This window comes from Promicromonospora sp. NPDC050262, from assembly GCF_040655935.1.
In the GTDB taxonomy this organism is placed as follows: domain Bacteria; phylum Actinomycetota; class Actinomycetes; order Actinomycetales; family Cellulomonadaceae; genus Promicromonospora.
The window spans coordinates 86,915-106,153 of record NZ_JBFAKX010000001.1; the positions used below are offsets into that span (position 1 = coordinate 86,915).

Below are 19,239 nucleotides of genomic sequence, written 5' to 3' on the forward strand. Positions count from 1 at the left end.
TCATCGCCGCGCATCATCACCGCGGCCCCGCCGTCGCGCCCGGTGGCGGGGCGACGGCGGGACCACGGCGGGGCAGGCGTGCGTCAGCGCACCGGCGCCCCCGGCCCCAGCGGGATGCCCAGCGCCCACCAGGCGAAGAACAGCGCGGTCCAGGCAAGCGTCATGCAGACCGCGAGCGGCAGCGTGTACGAGGCCAGCGTGCCGATGCCGGCGTCCTTGCGGTACCGCTGCAGGAACCCGAGCGCCATGATGAAGTACGGGCTCATCGGCGTGATCGCCGTGGACCCGGAGTCGGCAATGCGGAACAGCGCCTGCGTGGTCTCGGCGGGCACGTCCAGCAGCATCAGCATGGGCACGACGACGGGCGCCGCGATGGCCCACATCGCCGAGCCGCTGGTCACCAGCACGTTCACCACGGACAGCAGCGCGAGGATCGCCAGGAACACCACCCAGATCGGCACACCGCTGGTCTCCAGCGCCTCGGCCGAGTTCACCGCGATGACGTCGCCGATGTGCGTCCAGTCGAAGTAGGCCAGGAACTGGGCGATCGCGAAGAACAGCACCAGGACCGGCGCCATCTGGCGCACGCCCTCGGCCATCAGCCGCGGCACGTCCCCCGCCTTCGTGATCGCCCCGGACCGCCACCCGTACACGACGCCGACGAGCGCGAACAGCACGGCGACGATCGCCGCGATCCCGTCCAGGAACGGCGACTCCGTCAGGCTCCCGTCCTCCCCGCGCAACGGGGACGACGACGGCAGCACCACCGCGACGATGACCAGGATCGCGCCCAGGCCCGACAGCAGCGCGGCACGCAGCGCGGACCGGTCCCGCGGCGAGAGCTCCAGGCCCTCGACGTCGTCGATCTCCGCGTCCGGGTCGGCGCCGAGATCCGGCCGCTTGGCCAGGACCAGGTTCGTGACCAGGGTGATCACGATCGCCAGCAGCAGCGACGAGGCGATGTTGAAGAACCAGTTGCTCACCGGCGACACGTACGCGTTCGGGTCGATGATCCGCGCCGCCTCCGTGGTGATGCCGGCGAAGATCGCGTCGTTCGGCGTCGGCACCGGGCTCGCGTCGTACCCCGAGGCGATGGACGTGTAGGCCACGACGACGCCGAGGATCGGCGACTTGCCCACCGCCCGGAACGCGAGCCCGCCCAGCGGCACCAGGATGATGTACGCGGCGGCGCTCGCGACGTGCGAGACGGTGCCCGCGAAGGCCACCGCGAACACGACCCAGGAGACGGGCACCCGCGAGACGGAGACCTTCATCGCCGCCGACAGGAAGCCGGTCCGCTCCGCGATCGCGACGCCCATGATGACCGCCACGATCGTGCCCATCGGGCCGAACGTCGCGAAGTTGTCGACGGCCGTGGAGACGGCCATGGCCAGACCGGCGCCGCTGAGCAGGTTCTGGACCACCACGGTCTCGCCGTCGGCGGGCGACACCACGGACACGCCCGCCGCGGCCAGCCCGGCGCTCGTCACGCCCAGGATCGCCGCGAGGATCCAGAACAGCCAGAACGGGTGCGGCAGGGCGTTGCCCAGTCGCTCGACGACGGCGAGCGCCCGCAGCACGCGGGGCAGGCGGTCCGGCTCGGTCCCGGGAGCGGCCTGCTTCGAGGTCGCGGTCATGACGCCGCCCCCTGCTCCGCGTGGGTGCCGCGCCCAGTAAGGAACCGCACCGGCAGCCGCTCGTCGCGCAGGAACTCCCACATGACCTCGTGGGCCTCGATGCTGTGCGTCGCGTAGCCGCCGCCGGAGTAGCTGTCCTCCCCCGGCCAGGTGTGGCCGCCGCCGAGCACCGCCACGTGCGTCACCTCGGCGCCCCGGTCACAGCCCGTCCACCGGGTGGTGGTCACGTCGAACGCCGTCTGCTCGACGTCCTGCCCCGTGTCGCAGCCGTTGCGCTCCACCCAGCCGCCCACCCAGTCCTGGATCGCGGGGAGGCCGCGGTCGGCGTCGCCCGCGTACGGGATGGTCACGTCGTCCGTGCCGTGGAAGTCGATCACCGGCACCGGCCGCACCGGGTCGCAGTCCGGGTGGCCCGTGCCGTAGAAGGCCGCGGCCACCGGCGCGACCGCCGCGATCCGGTCCGACAGCTCGCACGCGAGGATGCCCGTGAAGCCCGCCCCGTTGGACTTGCCGGTCGCGTACACGCGCCGCGGGTCCACGCACAGGTCCCGCTCCAGGGTGTCCAGCAGGTCGTTCGTGTAGGCCACGTCGTCGACGCCGGGGGCCGCGTAGGGCGCGCCCTCCCAGGCCTGCCGGTCGCCGTCGCCCGTACCGACCACGCCGTTGCCGTACGCGACGATCGCGGGCAGCGCGTCCAGCCCGGAGAACGCCTCCGTGCCCGCCCCCGTGTTGCCGCGGCCGTGGAACACCAGCACCACGGGCCACGCCCGGTCGCTGCGGTAGCCGTCCGGCAGGTGGAGCTGCACGGTGCGCTCGCGGCCGTCGCTGGTCAGGGTGCGCAGCACGCTCGTGCCCGGCGTCTGGCCGGGATCGGTGCCGCAGCCGGCGGACCGGAGCGCGGGCGTGGCGGACGCCGTCGTGGCGCCGACCGGCCCGGCCAGGCCGGCCACAGCGAGCGCCAGGGCGGTCAGGAGCGCCGCGCGCCGGCCGGGCCGCCGTCGGCCCTGCGGTGCGGGGCGGGGTGATGCTGTCGTCGTTGACATGCGAGTCCTTTCTGGGCGCCGGCCCGTGTGCGGGCACGGCGGAGCGGACACCTGGCGGGCCAGGTGCGTACCGAGGGGGTGCTGGGGAGGCGGGCCGGCGCTACGCGGGCGGCCACTCCTCCACGAAGGTCGTGATGCGGGCGACGATCGCCTTGACGATCGCGGCGCCGTCCTCGGCGGTGGCCCGGCGCGGGTCGCCGAGCACGCCGTTGGGGCTGAGCCGGTCGTACGGCAGGGTCAGGGCGGGCTGCGCGTGGCGGCGCGCCGTGCGGGAGACGTCGTCGAGCTGGTCCGGGGTGGTGGGGCCCGGCTCGAGCCGGTCGGTGTGCACCAGGTGTGGTGCGAGGTGCAGCATCTGCGCGGTCTCGGCCTCGCCGGAGTGGCCGTGCACGGCGCTCGGCTCCATCGCGGCCACCGCGTCGCCCGCGAGCGACGTCAGGGGTGACCAGGCGAGCTGGACCCCCGGGTGGGAGACCAGGAGGTCCTGCGCCACCGTCGTCAGCGTCGCGTTGTTGCCGCCGTGCCCGGTGACCACCAGGAACCGCGTCCAGCCGTGCCGGTGCAGGCTGCCGACGTACTCCCGCACCACGGCGGCGAACGTCGTGGTGGTCAGCGTCACCGTGCCCGCGAACGCCATGTGGTGCGGCGAGACCCCTACGGGGATCGACGGCCCCACCACCACGCGGCCGGCCAGGTTCGCGGCGACCTGCGCCACCACGGCCTCGGCGCGCACCAGGTCGGTCCCGAGCGCCATGCCCGGACCGTGCTGCTCCAGCGCCCCGGCCGGGATCAGCACCACGGTGCCGCGCGCGACGGCGTCCGCCGCCTCCGCCGTCGTCATCTCCGCGAGGCGGAAGGGGGCGCTCACGGTGCCGCCTCCCCGAAGTCCGCCGCCTCCAGCGACTCCCGGATCGTGGTCAGGTGCGCCCGGGTCAGCCGCTCGGCGGCCGCGCCGTCACCGTCGCGGACCGCGGCCAGGATCTCCAGGTGCTCCGCGTGGTCCCGCTGCCGGTCGTCGTACCGGAACCGGATCTCCGTCTGCTCCGAGGCCCGCACGTGCAGCAGCGCCTCCACCGTCTCGCGCAGCAGCCCGTTGCCCGACGCCGCCGCCAGCTCCACGTGGAAGTTCAGCGCCGGCCGGAACCCGTGCACCGGCGGCTGCAGCGCCGTCGCCGTCGCGGCCTCCAGCCGCTGCAGGCCGGCGGCGTCGCGGGCGCTCGCGGCGAGCGCCGCGATCCCGGGCTCGATGACGAGGCGGGCCTGGACCAGCTCGATCACCGAGGAGCGCGTGATGTGCGGCCGGTGCGGGTTGGCCAGGACCGACCGCTCGATGCCCGGGCCGATGTACGTGCCGGAGCCGTGCCGCAGCTCGACCACGCCGGTGGCCTCCAGCCGCCGCAGGGCCTCCCGGACGGTCGGGGTGGTGACGGCGAACCGCTTGGCCAGGTCGCGGGAGGACTCCAGCACGTCGCCGGGTCCGAGGCTCTCGGAGCGGATCAGCTCGACGATGTCGTCCGCCAGCTGCTCCGAGAACGAGGCTCTACCTTGAGTCATAAAGTGACTAAATCACTTGACCACCGATGAGGTCAAGCCCGTTCCGTGCTGACCGGGGTTCAGCAGGCCATCGGCGACCACCACGGGCGTGGACGCGGTCGCGGACAGCCTGCTGAACCCTGGTCAGCGACCGACCGTCAGGGCCGCGTAGTCCGGCAGGTCGATCTGGTCGACCGCCTTGTCGATGCCGCCCATCATCATTCCCGCGAGCGGGGTCTTCAGCAGGGCGCCCATCACCGCGGTGCGGGCGCGGATCTCGAACCGTGAGGGCGGCAGGAAGCCGCGTACGCCGCCCGGGAGCTGCTTCATGTTGACGGCGGCGTAGGGCCGCACCGTCGTCTCGTAGGCAGCGAAGGCGGTCGCGGGGTCGCCTCCGGCCCGCGCGAGCTCGCCCGCCAGCACGTACGCGCCCACGAGCGCCAGCGAGGTGCCCATCCCGACGGACCCGGCGGTGCAGGCGTCGCCCAGGAGGGCGACCCGGCCCCGGTGCCACGACGGCATCTCGATCCTCACGTGCCGGTCGAAGTAGAAGTCGTCGGCGCGCTCCATCGCCTCCAGGAGGCGCGGCACCTCCCAGCCCTCGCCGGCCAGCACGCCGGCGACCAGCCGCTTCTGCCCGGCGATGTCGCGCCGGTCGTACTCCACGGGGTCCCCGGCGAAGTGGACCATGCCGCGCGCGCCGCCGTGCGCCGGGTACAGCAGCACGTTGCGCCCGCCCACACCGTTGCCGGCCGGCATCGAGTACAGCAGCTCCCAGCCGTCGAGGCCCCAGGTGTCGGCGCTGCCCGCCGGCTCGGCCGTGAAGACGGCGCGGTGGTAGCCGGAGTCGACCGCGCGCCAGGCGCCGTCGAAGGCCAGGCGCCGCGTGGTGGAGAAGACGCCGTCCGCGCCCACCACGAGGTCGAACCGGCGCGGGGCGGAGCGCTCGAAGGTGACGTCGATGCCGTCGGCGCGCTGGTCGAGCGCCGTGATGCTGTCGTCGAACAGGTACTCGACACCGTCGGCGGCGTCCATGATGATCCGCATGAGGTCGCCGCGCAGGATCTCGATGTCGGCGATGACGCCGCCCGAGTGGCCGAACATCTCGGCCGGCAGCTCCATGGTGCGCCGCCCCGCGGCGTCGAGGTAGGCGATCCCGCGCACGCCCGTGTGGGCGGCCCGGACCTGCTCGGTGAGGCCCATCCGGTCCAGCACGGTCCGCGCGGCGCCGCGCACGTCGATGCCCTGGCCGCCCGGCCGGGGCCCGGCCGACCGCTCGACCACCGTGACGTCGAAGCCGTACCGGCGGAGCCAGAACGCGAGGGCCGGGCCGGCGACGCTGGCACCGGAGATGAGTACGTGGGTCATGGCTGCTCCCTGGTTCGAAGGTTCCTCGCCGAGGCATCTCGGTGAGGCGCTTCGTACACCGTACGAACCGCCCTATGCTGGGTAAAGGGCGGGGTGGTACACCAGGTAGTGCACCCCACGAATGCCCAGGCCACGGCGCCGCAGCGCGCCAGCACGACCCGCGACCGCACTAGTACAGGGAGCCGAGGATGACCACACCCTCCGAGCGCATCGCCGACGAGATCCGGGCCCGCATCCGGTCGGGCGAGCTCGCCCCCGGCGCGGCGGTCCCGTCCACCCGCCGCATCGTCGCCGAGCACGGCGTGGCCATGGCCACCGCGAGCCGGGTGCTCGACACCCTGCGGCGCGACGGGCTCGTCGAGGTGCGGCGCGGCGTGGGCACGGTGGTGGCGGCCGGCGCCGGCTCGGCCCGCCCCGGTGCGGCGGCGCGAGCCGCGAGCGCCCCCACGGTGGACGACGTCGTGCGCCTCGCCATGGCGACGGCCGACGCCGAGGGGCTGGGCGCGCTGTCCATGCGGCGGATCGCGACCGACCTGGGCATCCCCACGATGTCGCTCTACCGCTACGTCCGGGGCCGCGAGGAGCTGCTGGCCCGGATGCTCGACACCGTGTACGCCACCTCGCCGCTCCCGGACCCGCTGCCGAAGGGCTGGCGGGACCGCGCCGAGGTGTGCGCCCGCACCATGTGGGCCGCGTTCCAGCGGCACCCGTGGGCCGCGCACGTCATGTCGATGACGCGGCCGCAGGTGCTGCCGCACGGCATCGCCCACACCGAGGCGCTGCTCGGCGCGTTCAGCGAGCTGCCCGGCCGTCGACTCGACCTCGACACGCGGATGCACCTGACGGTGTCGGTCTTCCAGCTCGTGCGCGGGCTGGGGGTGGGCATCGAGCCGGCGGCACAGGCCCGCAAGGACGACGGGCTGACCGACGAGGAGTGGATGGACCGGACCCTGCCCGACCTCCAGGCCGCCGTCGACCCACGCCGCCACCCGCACCTGGTGGAGGCGACGTCGAACGACGTGGACCTCACCCTCGACACCCTCTTCGAGTTCGGCCTGGCCCGCCTCCTGGACGGGTACGCGGCGTTCCTCGGGAACCCGGCCCGGTCGTAGGGTGGGCGCGTGACCCCCGGCCCGGTGGACCTCCAGACGGCGCGGCGCACGATGTCGCCGCGCGAGCAGGACAACCGCCGGCTGCTGCGCGCCCGGGACGCCATCGACCGCGACTACGCCCAGCCGCTCGACGTGCCGACGCTCGCGCGCATCGCGCACGTCTCGCCGTCCCACTTCAGCCGCACGTTCCGGGCCACGTTCGGGGAGACGCCGCACCGGTACCTGCAGCGGCGCCGGATCGAGCGCGCGATGGCGCTGCTGAGCGACACGGCGACGCCGGTGACGGACGTGGCGCTGCTCGTGGGGTTCGCGAGCCTCGGGACGTTCAGCCGCACCTTCCGGGACGTGGTGGGCGACTCCCCGACCGGGTACCGGGCCCGGACCCGGCCGGTCACCGCACCGGTCTGCTTCGTGAAGAGCTGGATGCGGCCGGCGGGCTGAGCAGCCTCTTTGGACGGCCTGCTCGGCCGAGCAGTTTCGGAGAAGCGCGGCGCACCGGTCCGGTCGTAGCGTGACCGGCATGTTCAAGAACATCTCCATCACCGCCGTGACCGTGCTCGACCAGGACGAGGCCCTCGACTTCTACGTCGGCAAGCTCGGGTTCGAGGTCAGCAACGACGTCGACATGGGCTTCATGCGCTGGCTGACCATCTCCCTGCCGGCCGACCCGGACCGCCACCTGCTGCTGGAGGTGCCGGGCCCGCCGTCCCTCAGCGAGGAGGTCGCGGCCCAGGTCCGGGACCTGCTGACCAAGGGTGCGCTCGGGGTCGCGTGCATCCTGACCACCGACGACTGCCGCCGTACCTATGCCGAGCTGAGCGCGAAGGGCGTCGAGTTCACCGAGGAGCCGGTCGAGCAGCCCTACGGGATCGACTGCGCCCTGCGCGACCCGTTCGGCAACCACATCCGGGTCACGCAGCCGGCCACCGGGCCGGTCGAGGTGACCGACGAGGACATCGCGCGCTGGAGCGCGGGCCAGGCGGGCTGAGCGTCCTCAGAGCTGGGGCGGCCCCGCCTCGACCCGGCGCAGCACGGCCGGCAGGGAGTACAGGTCGGGCGACTCGTACAGCCCGCGCTCGTCCCACCACGTCGCCCCGGCGGCGGCCAGCGGGCCCACGACGTCGGCCGCCGCCTCCGGCGTCGTCAGCCCGCCCACGACGACGTCGAACGGCCGGGCGACGTCGGCCGGGCCCTCTGCCGTCCGGTGCTCCGCGACGTACGCCGTCACCTCCCGGACCTCGTCGGGCGTGGGCGGCCGGCCGTGCCCGGACGCGAACAGGGGCACGACGCCGTCCCACCGCGCGGCGCGCCGGAACGGTCGGCGCGCGGGCCAGAAGCCGCCGACCCAGACCGGCGGGCGGGGCTGCTGCACCGTGGCCGGGAGGATCTCGACGTCGCGCACCCGGTAGTGCGGCCCGTCGTGGTCGACGCGCTCCCCCGCCCAGTAGCGGGCGAGCAGACCGAGCCCCTCGTCGAGCTTCTGGGCGAGCACCACGGGGTCGGTCTCGTCGCCGAAGCTGCCGAACTCGTCCTCGACGGGCCCGCCCAGGCCGGCGCCGAAGACGACGCGGCCGCCGCTGACGGCGTCCAGCGTCGCGACCTGCCGCGCGAGCTGCTCGGGCCGGCGCCGCGCCACGGGCGTGACGAGGGTGCCGAGCCGGATCGTCGAGGTCGCGAGCGCCGCGGCGGTGAGCAGCATCCACGGGTCGCCGAACGGCTGGCCGCGGCGCATCTCCTTGCGGTGCACCACGTGGTCCCAGACGAACAGGCCGTCCCAGCCGGCCTCCTCCGCGGCGCGGGCCACGGTCGCGACGGCGCGGGCGTCGGCGAAGTCGCCGAAGTTGGGGACGTTCACGGAGCAGCGCATCTCAGGCCTCGTCCTCGGGACCGGTCCCGGAGGCGGGCACGTCGCTCAGGTCGCGCCACATGATCCGCAGGCCCACGTCGCCCCGCTCGGGGTGCCGGAACGCACCGGGCGCGATGCCGAGGGTGACGAAGCCGAGGCTCTCGTACAGGTGGACGGCGGCGGTGTTCGTGTCGACCACCGCGTTGAACTGGATCGCGGCGAACCGCTCGCGGGCCGCCCAGGCGATCATGTCCTCGACGAGGGCCCGGCCCGCGCCGGTGCCGCGCACCGCGCGGTCGACCATGATGCTGCCCGACGCGACGTGGCTGCCCGGCCCCGGCCGGTTGGGGTACATGTTCGCGGTGCCGACCACGACGCCGTCGCGCACGGCGACGACGACGCGCCGCGGGGCCTCCAGCCATCCGGCGCGCGCGTCGGCCTCGCCCATCGTGGGCTCGTAGGCGAACGTGTCGGCCGCGCGGACGACCTCGCGCACGATCGGCCAGATGGCGGGCCAGTCGTCGGCGCCCGCCTCGCGCACGGTGGTCGGGGGCCGGGTGCCGGCGTCGGGCGGCGTCTCGACAGAAGGCTGCATGTGCTCACCCTGCCCCACGACCGACCCGTCCCGCCACGACGATTCTCGTGGTCGAGCACAGCAGGTGCTGCCAGCAAGCCGGGTCCGGTGGCCGCAACTGCTGTGGTCAACGCTGGGCCGTCGTGGCAGGCGGCCGGGCCGTCGTCACGGGCGCGGCCAGTGGCGGCCCGAGCGGTCCTCGATGACGCGGTTGTAGCGGCCCAGCAGCTCGCCGAACCGGGCCCGGTCCTGCTCGGACCAGTCGTGCAGCAGGTCGGCGAGGAGCGCCCTGCTGGCGGTGCGCTCCTCGCCCAGGAGCCGGCTGCCCTCGGCGGAGAGGCGGAGCTTGCGCGCCTGCCCGCCGTCGGGGTCCTCGAAGCGCTCGGCGAGGCCGGAGCGCCGCAGGGCGGCCGTCTGCCGGTTCAGCGTCGAGACGTCCAGGCCGGTGGCTTCCGCGAGCTCGGCGAGGCTGGCTGGGCCGCCGGCGTCGAGCAGGCTGAGCAGGGTGTACGCGCTCTGGTCGAGCTGCCCGCCCTTGCGCCGCGTGCGCCCCGCGGGGAGCGCGGCCAGGTGCCGCCCGAACAGCATGCCCTCGTACTCGATCTCGTCGATCGGGGACGTCATCGTCGTCATACCTCCGGTCTCGCACAGACGGTCGCACAGACGGTCCCGTACGGACGGTCGCGCACGCGGTCTCGCGCACCGGCTCGCGTCTATGCATCATGCACAAGATATGGCATCCTGAGACCGAACCCCAATGTGCATGATGCACAGCAATCTTTCGAGGAGACTCGTGACGACCACCGCGTCCCGCCCCGCGCCGCCGGCTGACGGATCGGCCACCGCACCCGTAGTCCACCCCAACCGCATCGTCGCCATCCTCGCGATCGGCGGCATCGTGGTCGCGATGACCCAGACCCTCGTGGTCCCGATCGTCGCGTCGCTGCCGACCATCTTCGACGCCCCGGCGTCGGACACGTCCTGGATCATCACGGTCACGCTGCTGGTCGGCGCCATCTGCACCCCGGTCTCGGGGCGGCTGGGCGACCTGTACGGCAAGAAGAAGATGATCCTGATCTCGCTGGTGCCGCTGGCCCTCGGGTCCGCGGTCTGCGCCGTGGCCACGACGGTCCCCGTCATGGTCACCGGCCGCGGCCTGCAGGGCCTGGCCACCGGGTTCATCCCGCTCGGCATCAGCATGCTGCACGACCTGCTGCCCAAGGAGCGCACCGCCGGCGCCATCTCCCTGATGAGCTCGTCGCTCGGCATCGGCGGCGCCCTCGGCCTGCCGTTCGCCGCCGCCGTCGCCGAGTTCGCGAGCTGGCGCATCCTGTTCTGGCTCATCGCGGTCTGCGCCGTCGTGGTCGGCGTCGTCGTCTGGCAGGCGATCCCCGCCCCGGCCGCGCCCGCCCGGGTGCGCACGCCGTTCGACTACGTGGGCGTGCTCGGCCTGGCCGCGGGTCTCGTGGCCCTGCTGCTGGCGGTCTCCAAGGGCGCCGAGTGGGGCTGGGCGAGCCCGCTCGTGCTCGGCCTGTTCGGCGGCTCCGTCGTCGTGCTCCTGGCCTGGGGCTGGTGGGAGCTGCGCACGCCCGCCGCGCTGGTCGACCTGCGCACCACCGCGCGCCCCGCCGTGCTGCTCACCAACCTGGCCTCGATCATGATCGGGTTCGCCATGTACGCCCAGTCCCTGATCCTGCCCCAGCTCATGCAGGCGCCGGCCGCGACCGGGTTCGGGCTCGGCCAGTCCATGCTGCAGATGGGCCTGTGGATGGCGCCGTCGGGCATCGCGATGACCCTCATGTCGCCCGTGGGCGCGCAGATCACCCGCGCCCGCGGACCCAAGACGACGCTCGTCCTGGGCGCCCTGGTCATGGCGCTCGGCTACGGCCTGTCCACGCTGTTCATGGACACGCTCGTGGGCCTGTCGCTCACGGCGTTCGTCGCGGCGGCCGGCGTCGGCTTCGCCTACGGCGCGCTGCCCGCGATCATCCTGGGCTCCGTGCCGGCCTCCGAGAAGGCCGCCGCGAACGGGTTCAACGCGCTCATGCGCTCCATCGGCACCTCGGTGTCGGCCGCCGTCATCGGCGTGGTGCTGGCCCGGATGAGCACCACGTTCGGCGAGCACACCCTGCCCACCGAGGGCGGCTTCCGGGTCGCCCTGCTGCTCGGCTGCGGCATGGCCGTGGTGGCCGCGGCCATCGCGGCGACCGTCCCCGTCAAGGGGCTGCGCGAGGTGGCCGGCGGGCACTGACCCGCCGGTCAGGCCCCAGCCGTACGCCGGACGGCGCCCTCCCCCGCGGGCGCCGCCCGGCGTACCGTCGGAGCATGTGCCGAAACATCACCACGCTGCGCGGCCTCGAACCGGCCGCGACCGACGAGGAGATCACCGCCGCCGCGCTGCAGTTCGTGCGCAAGGTCACGGGCGTGACGAAGGTGAGCGACGCCACCCGGGACCCGGTGGAGCGGGCCACGGCGGAGATCGCGGACATCGTGACGCGTCTGCTCGACGAGCTGCCCGAACGCCGTCAGCCGCCCAAGACCGTGCCGCCGCTGCGCCGGGCGGAGGTCCAGGCGCGCATCGCGCAGCGCATCAAGGAACGTGAGGAGCATGAGCGGATGCACGAGCTGGGCATCGCGCACTCGCACTGAGCGGCTCGCACCGCTACAGTTGCGGCGTGCTCGCACACCTCTCCTGTTGCTGTCACTGACCACCCACCCCGGTCCGTCAGTCCCCCGCGCGCGCCGTCGCACGCGCAGAACAGGAAGAGAAACAGGTGCAGTACGTCAATTCTGTCGTTGACCTCGTCGGCAACACCCCCCTGGTCCGGCTCAGCCACGTGACCGAGGGCGTCACCAGCGCGACCGTGCTCGTCAAGCTCGAGTACCTCAACCCCGGCGGTTCCTCCAAGGACCGCATCGCGGGCCGAATCATCGACGCTGCCGAGCGCGAGGGCAAGCTGCTGCCGGGCGGCACCATCGTGGAGCCCACGTCGGGCAACACCGGCGTCGGCCTCGCCCTGGTGGCGCAGCAGCGTGGTTACCGCTGCGTCTTCGTGCTGCCCGACAAGGTGGGCGAGGACAAGCGCAACGTCCTGACCGCCTACGGCGCCGAGGTCGTCGTCACGCCGACGGCGGTGGCGCCCGACAGCCCCGAGTCGTACTACTCGGTGAGCGACCGGCTGGTGCGCGAGATCCCGGGTGCCTTCAAGCCCGACCAGTACTCCAACCCGAACGGCCCGCGCTCGCACTACGAGACCACGGGTCCGGAGATCTGGCGGGACACCGACGGCCGCGTCACGCACTTCGTCGCCGGCGTCGGCACGGGCGGCACCATCACCGGGACCGGCCGCTACCTGCGGGAGGTCTCGGGCGACACCGTGCGCATCGTCGGCGCCGACCCCGAGGGCTCGGTCTACTCGGGCGGCACCGGCCGCCCCTACCTGGTCGAGGGCGTGGGCGAGGACTTCTGGCCGTCCGCGTACGACCCGAGCGTGCCGCACGAGATCATCGCGGTCAGCGACGCCGAGTCGTTCGCGATGACGCGGAGGCTGGCGCGCGAGGAGGGCATCCTCGTGGGCGGCTCCAGCGGCATGGCCGTGGTCGCGGCCCTGCGGGCCGCCCGCGACCTGAGCGCCGACGACGTCGTGGTGGTCCTGCTGCCCGACGGCGGCCGCGGCTACCTCGGCAAGATCTTCAACGACACCTGGATGCGGTCCTACGGCTTCGCGCCCGCCATCGAGGACCACACCGTCGCGGACGTGCTCGCCGCCAAGGCCGACCGCACCCCGCCCCTGCTCTACGTGCACCAGACCGACACGGTGCGGGAGGCGATCGACCGGATGACCCGGTCCGGCGTCTCCCAGCTGCTCGTGCTCACCGCGGAACCGCCGGTGGTGCTCGGCGAGATCGCCGGCGCCGTGCACGAGGACGAGCTGCTCGACGGGGTGTTCGCCGGCAAGGCGAACCTGTCGGACGAGGTGGGCGGCCTGATCGGCCGGCCCCTGCAGCTCATCGGCGTCAACGAGCCGGTCGGGACGCTGCGCGCGGCCCTGGCCGACGAGACCGCACTGCTCGTGACCGACGGCGGCAAGGCCCTCGGCGTGGTCTCCCGCTCCGACCTGCTCGACTACCTCGCGGTCTGACCCCGCACGCAACCTTCGAAGAGAGACAGCCATGACCGACGCCCGACCGAGCCGTTTCGACACGCTCGCCATCCACGCGGGGCAGCACCCCGACCCGACCACCGGCGACGCGATCCCCGCGATCCACGTCACCTCCACCTACGCCCAGGACGGCATCGGGGGGCTGCGCGGCGGGTACGAGTACTCGCGCGGCGGCAACCCCACCCGCACGGCCCTGGAGGAGCAGCTCGCGGCGATCGAGGGCGGCGCGCACGGCATCTCGTTCGCCTCCGGCCTGGCCGCCGAGGACGCGCTCCTGCGCGCCGTGGTCGCCCCCGGGGACCACGTGCTCGTGCCGAACGACGTCTACGGCGGCACGCACCGCCTGATCCGCACCGTCCACGGCCGCGCCGGCGTGGCGCACACGACCGTGGACACGGCCGACCTCGACGCCGTGCGCGCCGCGATCCGGCCGGAGTCCAAGGTGCTGTGGGTCGAGACGCCGTCGAACCCGCTGATGAAGATCAGCGACATCCCGGCGCTGGCCGAGCTCGCGCACGAGAACGGCCTGCTCCTGGTGGTCGACAACACGTTCGCCTCCCCCGCCCTGCAGCGCCCCCTCGACCTCGGCGCCGACGTCGTGGTGCACTCCACGACCAAGTACCTCGGCGGGCACTCGGACGTCGTCGGCGGCGCCGTCGTCGTGAAGGACGGGGCCGACGAGCTCGCCGAGCAGGTGCACTACGTGCAGTTCGCCGCGGGCGCGGTCTCCAGCCCGTTCGACGCGTTCCTCACCACGCGCGGCATCAAGACGCTGTCGGTGCGCATGCAGCGGCACTCCGAGACGGCCCAGACCCTCGCCGAGCGCCTGGTGCACCACCCCGCCGTCGCGCGCGTGCTGTACCCGGGCCTGCCCGACCACCCCGGCCACAAGATCGCCGCCCACCAGATGACGCGGTTCGGCGGCATGATCTCGCTGGACCTCGCCGGCGGCGAGGCGGCGGCGCGCACGTTCGCCGAGTCGACCAGGGTGTTCCTCCTGGCCGAGTCGCTCGGCGGCGTGGAGTCGCTGGTCAACTACCCGAGCGAGATGACCCACGCGTCGGTGCGGGGCACGGAGGCCGAGGTGCCGCCGTCGATCGTCCGCCTGTCGGTGGGCCTGGAGGACGTGACGGACCTCCTCGACGACGTCCTGCAGGCCCTGGACCGCATCTGACCCCTTCGTCGAGTGCCGGGTATGTGCGGCCCCGAGGCCTTCCGGACCGCACGTACCCAGCACTCGACAACGCTCGGGACGGGGGCGCTTAGGGTGGGGGCGTGACCGAACATGCTCCCGTGAGCGCCGTGATGCACCGCGCCAAGGCGGACGCCCGCGCCTCCCACACCACCGTGGGGCAGGTGCGGCACCTGCCGGGCGACCGCGAGGAGATCGACTGCGCCTGCGGCATGACGCTGACCAACGGGCCGCAGTGGTCGCTCGACGAGCACATCCGGCTGCACCGCGCGGAGGCGCGCTACCTGGCGCTGAGCGAGGTGGCGCCCGCGGGGATGCCGCGCCTCATCCCGGTGGACCCGGCGCGGCTGCCCCGCTGACGCGGCACCCCTCAGGGGCGGTCAGAGCTCGTCGGGGTCGTCCCAGGACACGCCGCTCGAGGCACCCGAGATCGGGTCGAGCTCGCAGCCGGCGAGATTGCGCGGGGCCTTGGAGACGTCACCGCCGCCGAGCAGGCCGCGGCGGGTGGCGACGCGCCGGGCGACCGGCGGCGCGATGTGGGCGTAGGAGGCGTTCGACTCGTCGATGAGATCGGTCGGGACCGAATCGGTCGAGTCACTGGTGGGCTGGGGTTCCCCCGTGATCATGGTCCCATTCTCGCAGGAACCAGGGGTTCGGCGCATCCGCTTGGCACAGTATTTCGAATCCCCGCCAAGCCTCCACGACCACGGCACGCCCACCACGAGATCTCCCCCCACGTACCCCTGCGGGGTGTGATGATCGTCCGATGCAGACGTGGCCGGGCCGCCCCTACCCCCTCGGGGCGACGTTCGACGGTACGGGGACGAACTTTGCGCTCTACTCCTCCGTGGCGCGACGGGTGGAGCTGTGCCTGCTGGCCGACGACGACACCGAGACCCGCGTCGAGGTCACCGAGACGGACGCGCACGTGTGGCACGTGTACCTGCCCGGCGTCGGCCCCGGGACGCGGTACGGGTACCGGGTGCACGGACCGTACGACCCGGCGTCGGGCCATCGCTGCAACCCGGCCAAGCTCCTGCTGGACCCGTACGCGAAGGCCGTGGACGGCGACCTCGACGGCGACCCGTCCCTGTTCTCGTACGCGTTCACCGACGTGGAGCAGGCCACCACGGGAACCACGCCGGACGACGCCGACTCCCTGGGCCACACGATGGTCTCCGTGGTGGTCAACCCGTTCTTCGACTGGGGGCACGACCGTCCGCCGGCCACCCCGTACCACGAGACGGTGATCTACGAGGCGCACGTCAAGGGTCTGACGATGCGCCACCCGGACGTCCCCGACGAGCTGCGCGGCACCTACGCCGGGCTGGCCCACCCCGCGGTGATCGAGCACCTGCGCGACCTGGGCGTCACGGCCATCGAGCTCATGCCCGTGCACCAGTTCGTCACCGACCCGTCGCTGGCGGCCAAGGGGCTGACGAACTACTGGGGCTACAACACGATCGGGTTCTTCGCCCCGCACAACGGGTACGCCGGCTACGGCAGCCGCGGCCAGCAGGTCATGGAGTTCAAGGCCATGGTCAAGGCGATGCACGAGGCAGGCATCGAGGTGCTGCTCGACGTCGTCTACAACCACACCGCCGAGGGCAACCACCTGGGCCCCACCCTGGGCTTCCGCGGCATCGACAACGCCGCCTACTACCGCCTGGTCGACGGCGACGACGCGCACTACTTCGACACCACCGGCACCGGCAACTCGCTGCTCATGCGCTCCCCCGCCGTGCTGCAGCTCATCATGGACTCGCTGCGGTACTGGGTGGAGGAGATGCACGTCGACGGGTTCCGCTTCGACCTGGCCGCCACGCTCGCCCGCCAGTTCCACGAGGTCGACCGGCTCAGCGCCTTCTTCGACATCGTGCACCAGGACCCCGTGATCTCCCAGGTCAAGCTGATCGCCGAGCCGTGGGACCTGGGCGACGGCGGCTACCAGGTGGGCGGGTTCCCGCCGCTGTGGACCGAGTGGAACGGTCGCTACCGCGACACGGTGCGCGACTTCTGGCGCGGCGAGCCGGCCACGCTGCCGGAGTTCGCCTCCCGACTGACCGGGTCCAGCGACCTGTACGAGCACAGCGGCCGGCTGCCGAGCGCGTCCATCAACTTCGTCACCGCGCACGACGGCTTCACGCTCGCCGACCTGACGGCGTACAACGAGAAGCACAACGAGGCGAACGGCGAGGACAACCAGGACGGCGAGAACCACAACCGGTCCTGGAACTGCGGCGTCGAGGGGCCGACGGACGACCCCGAGATCAAGGAGCTCCGCGCCCGGCAGCGCCGCAACCTGCTCGTGACGCTCATGCTGAGCCAGGGCGTGCCGATGATCGCCCACGGCGACGAGCTGGGCCGCACCCAGCAGGGCAACAACAACGCCTACTGCCAGGACAACGAGCTCACCTGGGTGGACTGGGGCGGCGCCGACGGGCTCGACGCCGAGCACGCCGCGCTCCTCGACTTCGCCCGGCAGGCCGTCCGGCTGCGCCGCGACCACCCGATCCTGCACCGCCGCCGGTTCTTCGACGGGAAGGTGTCGCCGAACGCCGCGGGCGGGCCCGCGGACGTCGAGTGGCTCGACCTGACAGGTGCGCGGATGGACGACACCGACTGGCAGCAGGCCTACGCCCGGACCGTGGCCGTCTTCCTCAACGGCGACGCGATCACGGAGACCGGACGCCGGGGGGAGGCGGTGGTCGACGACTCCTTCCTGCTGCTGCTCAACGCCCATTTCGAGGCGCTGGACTTCACGCTGCCGCCCGCCGCCTACGGGGAGTCCTGGACCGTGGTCCTGGACACCGACGGCAGCGCCGAGCCCGGGACGGTGCTCGGAGCGGGGACCGGCCTGTCCGTGACGGGTCGAAGCGTGGTCGTACTGACTCGCCCATCCGGAACACCGGGCTAGGCTGTCGGCCGTGACCGGACCGAGGAGTGGAACCGGAGGCAGCACACCACCGCCCCGCCCGGGCCCTGACATGCCCGTTCCCGGGCCCAGACCGGTGGTGTGGGCCCCGCGCGCCCGCATCATCGAGGTGCTCGTGCCGTACGACCCGTACGAGGAGCCGGAGCACATGCCGCTGCGCCTCGTGGGCGCCGGCGAGCCCGGGTACTGGGGCGCCGACAGCGTGCTCGGGCACGGCACCGACTACGGCTACTCCGTGGACGGCGGCCCCCTGCTGCCCGACCCGCGCAGCGTGTGGCTGCCGCAGGGCATCCACGGGCCGACCCGCGTCTTCGACCCGGCCTTCGAGTGGACCGACGGCACGTGGTCCCCGCCGGACCTGTCCACGAGCGTGCTCATGCACGTGGACATCGAGACCTTCACCCCCGCGGGCACCCTGGACGCCGCCGCGGAGCTGCTGCCCACGATCGCCGGCCTCGGGGTCCACGGCGTCGAGCTCGCGCCGGTCGCGGCGTTCGACCCTGCGCTCGGCCCCGCCCGCGGCGTGCGCCTGTACTCCGTGCACGAGCCGTACGGCGGCCCGCGGGCGCTCCAGCGCTTCGTCGACGCCGCGCACGCCGCGGGGCTCGCCGTCGTGCTGGACATCCCCTACCGCTGGGCCGTGGCCGACGAGCTCGGCCTGGAGGCCTACGGCCCCTACCTGACGGGCGGCGGCGGCCGCCCGCGCGTGGCGCGGACCGAGGTCGGCGACGCGGGCGAGTACGCGCTGCAGGCCATGCGCCCCCGGACCGGCCAGGTGCCCCTGGACCGGCCGCGGACCGGCCCCATCCAGCTCCGCACCGGCCAGGTCCCCACGATCGGCACGCGCGCCGGCAAGGTGCCGTCCTCGCCGACCGTGCGGACCGACTACGTGGGCGACCGCATCAACCTCGACGGCAGCGGCAGCCGCGGCCCCCGGGACTTCCTCGTGGACGACGCGCGGCACTGGCTGCGCGAGTACCACGTGGACGGCCTGGTGCTCGACGTCGACGCGCTCGTGGACCGCTCCCCCACACCGTTCCTCGGCGAGCTGGCCGACTACGTCGTCGGCCTGGGCGAACAGCTCGAACGCCGGTTCAGCCTGCTGGTGGACGGGCCGGGCCGGAGCGACCGGCTCACCACGATCCTGCTGCGCATCCTGTCCGGGCCGGGCAAGACCGAGGACATCCAGGCGCTGCAGATGCTCGCCGACCTGGTGCACCCGTCGGTGCGCCGCGCCACGCGGCAGAACGGCGGACGGCGCAGCCGGGTCCGGTCCGGCGCCAGCGTGGTGGAGGACATCACCCGGCTGCCCGCCGCGCAGCTCACGGTGCCGTGGGCGGGCGAGGAGAGCCCCGCCACGGCGCTGCTGGGCGTGGACGACGTCGACATCCGGGCCAGCGTGCTCGCCACCGTCATCCTCGCGGGCAACCCGCTGGTGCTCGACACGGTGCACGTGCCCGTGGTGCCGCGCAACGCCAACGAGCAGCGGCTCGCGAGCTGGGCGCACGACCTGATCGCGATCCGCCTCGCCATCACCGACGAGCTGGACCTCCCCCTGGAGATCCGGTCCACCGCCGACCGCTCGGTCATCGCGGTGCTGCGGGGCAGCCTGGCGTTCGTGCTCAACACGGGGCACGGCCTGGCCGCGCTGCGGCTCGGGAGCCTGCTGCGGCCCGCCGAGGGCGCCAGCCGCGCCCCGCTGCCGGGGGCGTTCCGGCTGGCCGCCGCGTGGGAGCCGGGCGCGACCCGGCTGGTGGGCGACACGCTGACGGTGCCGCCCCGGATGACGGCCGTGCTGCGCGCGGAGACCTGACCTGCGAACCTGGGTTCGGGGAC

General features: G+C 73.4%; 19 protein-coding genes. 10 read left to right on the forward strand and 9 right to left on the reverse strand.

What is annotated here, in order from left to right:
• Window positions 1–83: 83 nt before the first annotated feature.
• From AB0I29_RS00440 to AB0I29_RS00460, 5 genes are all read right to left on the reverse strand, one after another.
• Complete coding sequence (locus tag AB0I29_RS00440; RefSeq protein ID WP_285103705.1) at window positions 84–1,637, reverse strand: AbgT family transporter; 1,554 nt, start codon at window positions 1,635–1,637, stop codon at window positions 84–86.
• Window positions 1,634–2,680 (reverse strand): poly(3-hydroxybutyrate) depolymerase, encoded by a 1,047-nt coding sequence (locus AB0I29_RS00445; RefSeq protein WP_357476693.1) that lies wholly within the window; start codon window positions 2,678–2,680, stop codon window positions 1,634–1,636. The genes AB0I29_RS00440 and AB0I29_RS00445 overlap by 4 nt, the downstream gene beginning before the upstream one ends.
• A 100-nt stretch (window positions 2,681–2,780) precedes the next feature.
• Complete coding sequence (locus tag AB0I29_RS00450) at window positions 2,781–3,548, reverse strand: creatininase family protein (RefSeq protein ID WP_357476696.1); 768 nt, start codon at window positions 3,546–3,548, stop codon at window positions 2,781–2,783.
• Window positions 3,545–4,234, reverse strand: coding sequence for an FCD domain-containing protein (locus AB0I29_RS00455; RefSeq protein ID WP_285103699.1), 690 nt, complete (start codon window positions 4,232–4,234; stop codon window positions 3,545–3,547). Before AB0I29_RS00455 ends, AB0I29_RS00450 begins: the two co-directional genes overlap by 4 nt.
• 123 nt (window positions 4,235–4,357) lie before the next feature.
• Window positions 4,358–5,581, reverse strand: a complete 1,224-nt coding sequence (locus tag AB0I29_RS00460; RefSeq protein WP_357476700.1) for an FAD-dependent monooxygenase — start codon at window positions 5,579–5,581, stop codon at window positions 4,358–4,360.
• A gap of 188 nt (window positions 5,582–5,769) precedes the next feature.
• On the opposite strand from AB0I29_RS00460, the gene AB0I29_RS00465 reads away from it, so the two are divergent.
• The 3 genes from AB0I29_RS00465 (at window position 5,770) to AB0I29_RS00475 (ending at window position 7,681) form a co-directional block, all read left to right on the forward strand.
• Window positions 5,770–6,693, forward strand: a complete 924-nt coding sequence (locus tag AB0I29_RS00465; protein ID WP_357476703.1) for a GntR family transcriptional regulator — start codon at window positions 5,770–5,772, stop codon at window positions 6,691–6,693.
• 9 nt (window positions 6,694–6,702) lie between these two features.
• On the forward strand, window positions 6,703–7,134 hold the full coding sequence (locus AB0I29_RS00470; protein WP_285103693.1) for an AraC family transcriptional regulator: 432 nt from the start codon (window positions 6,703–6,705) through the stop codon (window positions 7,132–7,134).
• A 79-nt stretch (window positions 7,135–7,213) separates the two neighbouring features.
• On the forward strand, window positions 7,214–7,681 hold the full coding sequence (locus AB0I29_RS00475) for a VOC family protein (protein ID WP_285103691.1): 468 nt from the start codon (window positions 7,214–7,216) through the stop codon (window positions 7,679–7,681).
• 6 nt (window positions 7,682–7,687) lie between these two features.
• Here AB0I29_RS00475 and AB0I29_RS00480 read toward each other — a convergent pair whose 3' ends face one another.
• The 3 genes from AB0I29_RS00480 to AB0I29_RS00490 form a co-directional block, all read right to left on the reverse strand.
• Complete coding sequence (locus tag AB0I29_RS00480; protein ID WP_357476708.1) at window positions 7,688–8,548, reverse strand: LLM class flavin-dependent oxidoreductase; 861 nt, start codon at window positions 8,546–8,548, stop codon at window positions 7,688–7,690.
• A gap of 13 nt (window positions 8,549–8,561) precedes the next feature.
• A complete protein-coding gene (locus AB0I29_RS00485) occupies window positions 8,562–9,134 on the reverse strand; it encodes a GNAT family N-acetyltransferase (RefSeq protein ID WP_357476711.1) in 573 nt (190 codons plus the stop codon).
• A gap of 144 nt (window positions 9,135–9,278) precedes the next feature.
• Window positions 9,279–9,737 (reverse strand): MarR family winged helix-turn-helix transcriptional regulator, encoded by a 459-nt coding sequence (locus tag AB0I29_RS00490; protein ID WP_285103685.1) that lies wholly within the window; start codon window positions 9,735–9,737, stop codon window positions 9,279–9,281.
• Window positions 9,738–9,906: 169 nt separating this feature from the next.
• Between AB0I29_RS00490 and AB0I29_RS00495 the strand changes: the two genes are divergently transcribed.
• From AB0I29_RS00495 to AB0I29_RS00515, 5 genes are all read left to right on the forward strand, one after another.
• A complete protein-coding gene (locus AB0I29_RS00495) occupies window positions 9,907–11,364 on the forward strand; it encodes an MFS transporter (RefSeq protein WP_357476714.1) in 1,458 nt (485 codons plus the stop codon).
• Between the two features lie 74 nt (window positions 11,365–11,438).
• Entirely contained in the window at window positions 11,439–11,762 is a 324-nt protein-coding gene (locus AB0I29_RS00500; protein ID WP_182617119.1) for a DUF2277 domain-containing protein, read from the forward strand.
• A 125-nt stretch (window positions 11,763–11,887) separates the two neighbouring features.
• Window positions 11,888–13,255: a cystathionine beta-synthase gene (locus tag AB0I29_RS00505; protein WP_285103681.1), complete on the forward strand. Its 1,368-nt coding sequence runs from the start codon at window positions 11,888–11,890 to the stop codon at window positions 13,253–13,255.
• Window positions 13,256–13,286: 31 nt separating this feature from the next.
• Window positions 13,287–14,450, forward strand: a complete 1,164-nt coding sequence (locus tag AB0I29_RS00510; protein WP_285103679.1) for a cystathionine gamma-synthase — start codon at window positions 13,287–13,289, stop codon at window positions 14,448–14,450.
• A gap of 119 nt (window positions 14,451–14,569) precedes the next feature.
• A complete protein-coding gene (locus tag AB0I29_RS00515) occupies window positions 14,570–14,827 on the forward strand; it encodes a hypothetical protein (protein ID WP_285103749.1) in 258 nt (85 codons plus the stop codon).
• Between the two features lie 21 nt (window positions 14,828–14,848).
• Here the strand turns inward: AB0I29_RS00515 and AB0I29_RS00520 are convergent, their stop codons facing one another.
• Window positions 14,849–15,094 (reverse strand): hypothetical protein, encoded by a 246-nt coding sequence (locus AB0I29_RS00520; protein WP_357476719.1) that lies wholly within the window; start codon window positions 15,092–15,094, stop codon window positions 14,849–14,851.
• Between the two features lie 140 nt (window positions 15,095–15,234).
• Here AB0I29_RS00520 and glgX point away from each other — a divergent pair, with 140 nt between their 5' ends.
• On the forward strand, window positions 15,235–17,385 hold the full coding sequence (gene glgX, locus AB0I29_RS00525; RefSeq protein ID WP_357476722.1) for a glycogen debranching protein GlgX: 2,151 nt from the start codon (window positions 15,235–15,237) through the stop codon (window positions 17,383–17,385).
• A gap of 70 nt (window positions 17,386–17,455) precedes the next feature.
• On the forward strand, window positions 17,456–19,216 hold the full coding sequence (locus AB0I29_RS00530) for a hypothetical protein (protein ID WP_285103674.1): 1,761 nt from the start codon (window positions 17,456–17,458) through the stop codon (window positions 19,214–19,216).
• The last annotated feature ends 23 nt before the right edge of the window (window positions 19,217–19,239 follow it).

Coding starts and splice junctions, on each gene's coding strand:
- glgX (WP_357476722.1), top strand. CDS start 15,235: ATGCAGACGTGGCCGGGCCGCCCCTACCCCCTCGGGGCGACGTTCGAC.
- AB0I29_RS00465 (WP_357476703.1), top strand. CDS start 5,770: ATGACCACACCCTCCGAGCGCATCGCCGACGAGATCCGGGCCCGCATC.
- AB0I29_RS00485 (WP_357476711.1), bottom strand. CDS start 9,134: ATGCAGCCTTCTGTCGAGACGCCGCCCGACGCCGGCACCCGGCCCCCG.
- AB0I29_RS00445 (WP_357476693.1), bottom strand. CDS start 2,680: ATGTCAACGACGACAGCATCACCCCGCCCCGCACCGCAGGGCCGACGG.
- AB0I29_RS00460 (WP_357476700.1), bottom strand. CDS start 5,581: ATGACCCACGTACTCATCTCCGGTGCCAGCGTCGCCGGCCCGGCCCTC.
- AB0I29_RS00490 (WP_285103685.1), bottom strand. CDS start 9,737: ATGACGTCCCCGATCGACGAGATCGAGTACGAGGGCATGCTGTTCGGG.
- AB0I29_RS00510 (WP_285103679.1), top strand. CDS start 13,287: ATGACCGACGCCCGACCGAGCCGTTTCGACACGCTCGCCATCCACGCG.
- AB0I29_RS00520 (WP_357476719.1), bottom strand. CDS start 15,094: ATGATCACGGGGGAACCCCAGCCCACCAGTGACTCGACCGATTCGGTC.
- AB0I29_RS00440 (WP_285103705.1), bottom strand. CDS start 1,637: ATGACCGCGACCTCGAAGCAGGCCGCTCCCGGGACCGAGCCGGACCGC.
- AB0I29_RS00475 (WP_285103691.1), top strand. CDS start 7,214: ATGTTCAAGAACATCTCCATCACCGCCGTGACCGTGCTCGACCAGGAC.
- AB0I29_RS00455 (WP_285103699.1), bottom strand. CDS start 4,234: ATGACTCAAGGTAGAGCCTCGTTCTCGGAGCAGCTGGCGGACGACATC.
- AB0I29_RS00500 (WP_182617119.1), top strand. CDS start 11,439: ATGTGCCGAAACATCACCACGCTGCGCGGCCTCGAACCGGCCGCGACC.
- AB0I29_RS00530 (WP_285103674.1), top strand. CDS start 17,456: ATGCCCGTTCCCGGGCCCAGACCGGTGGTGTGGGCCCCGCGCGCCCGC.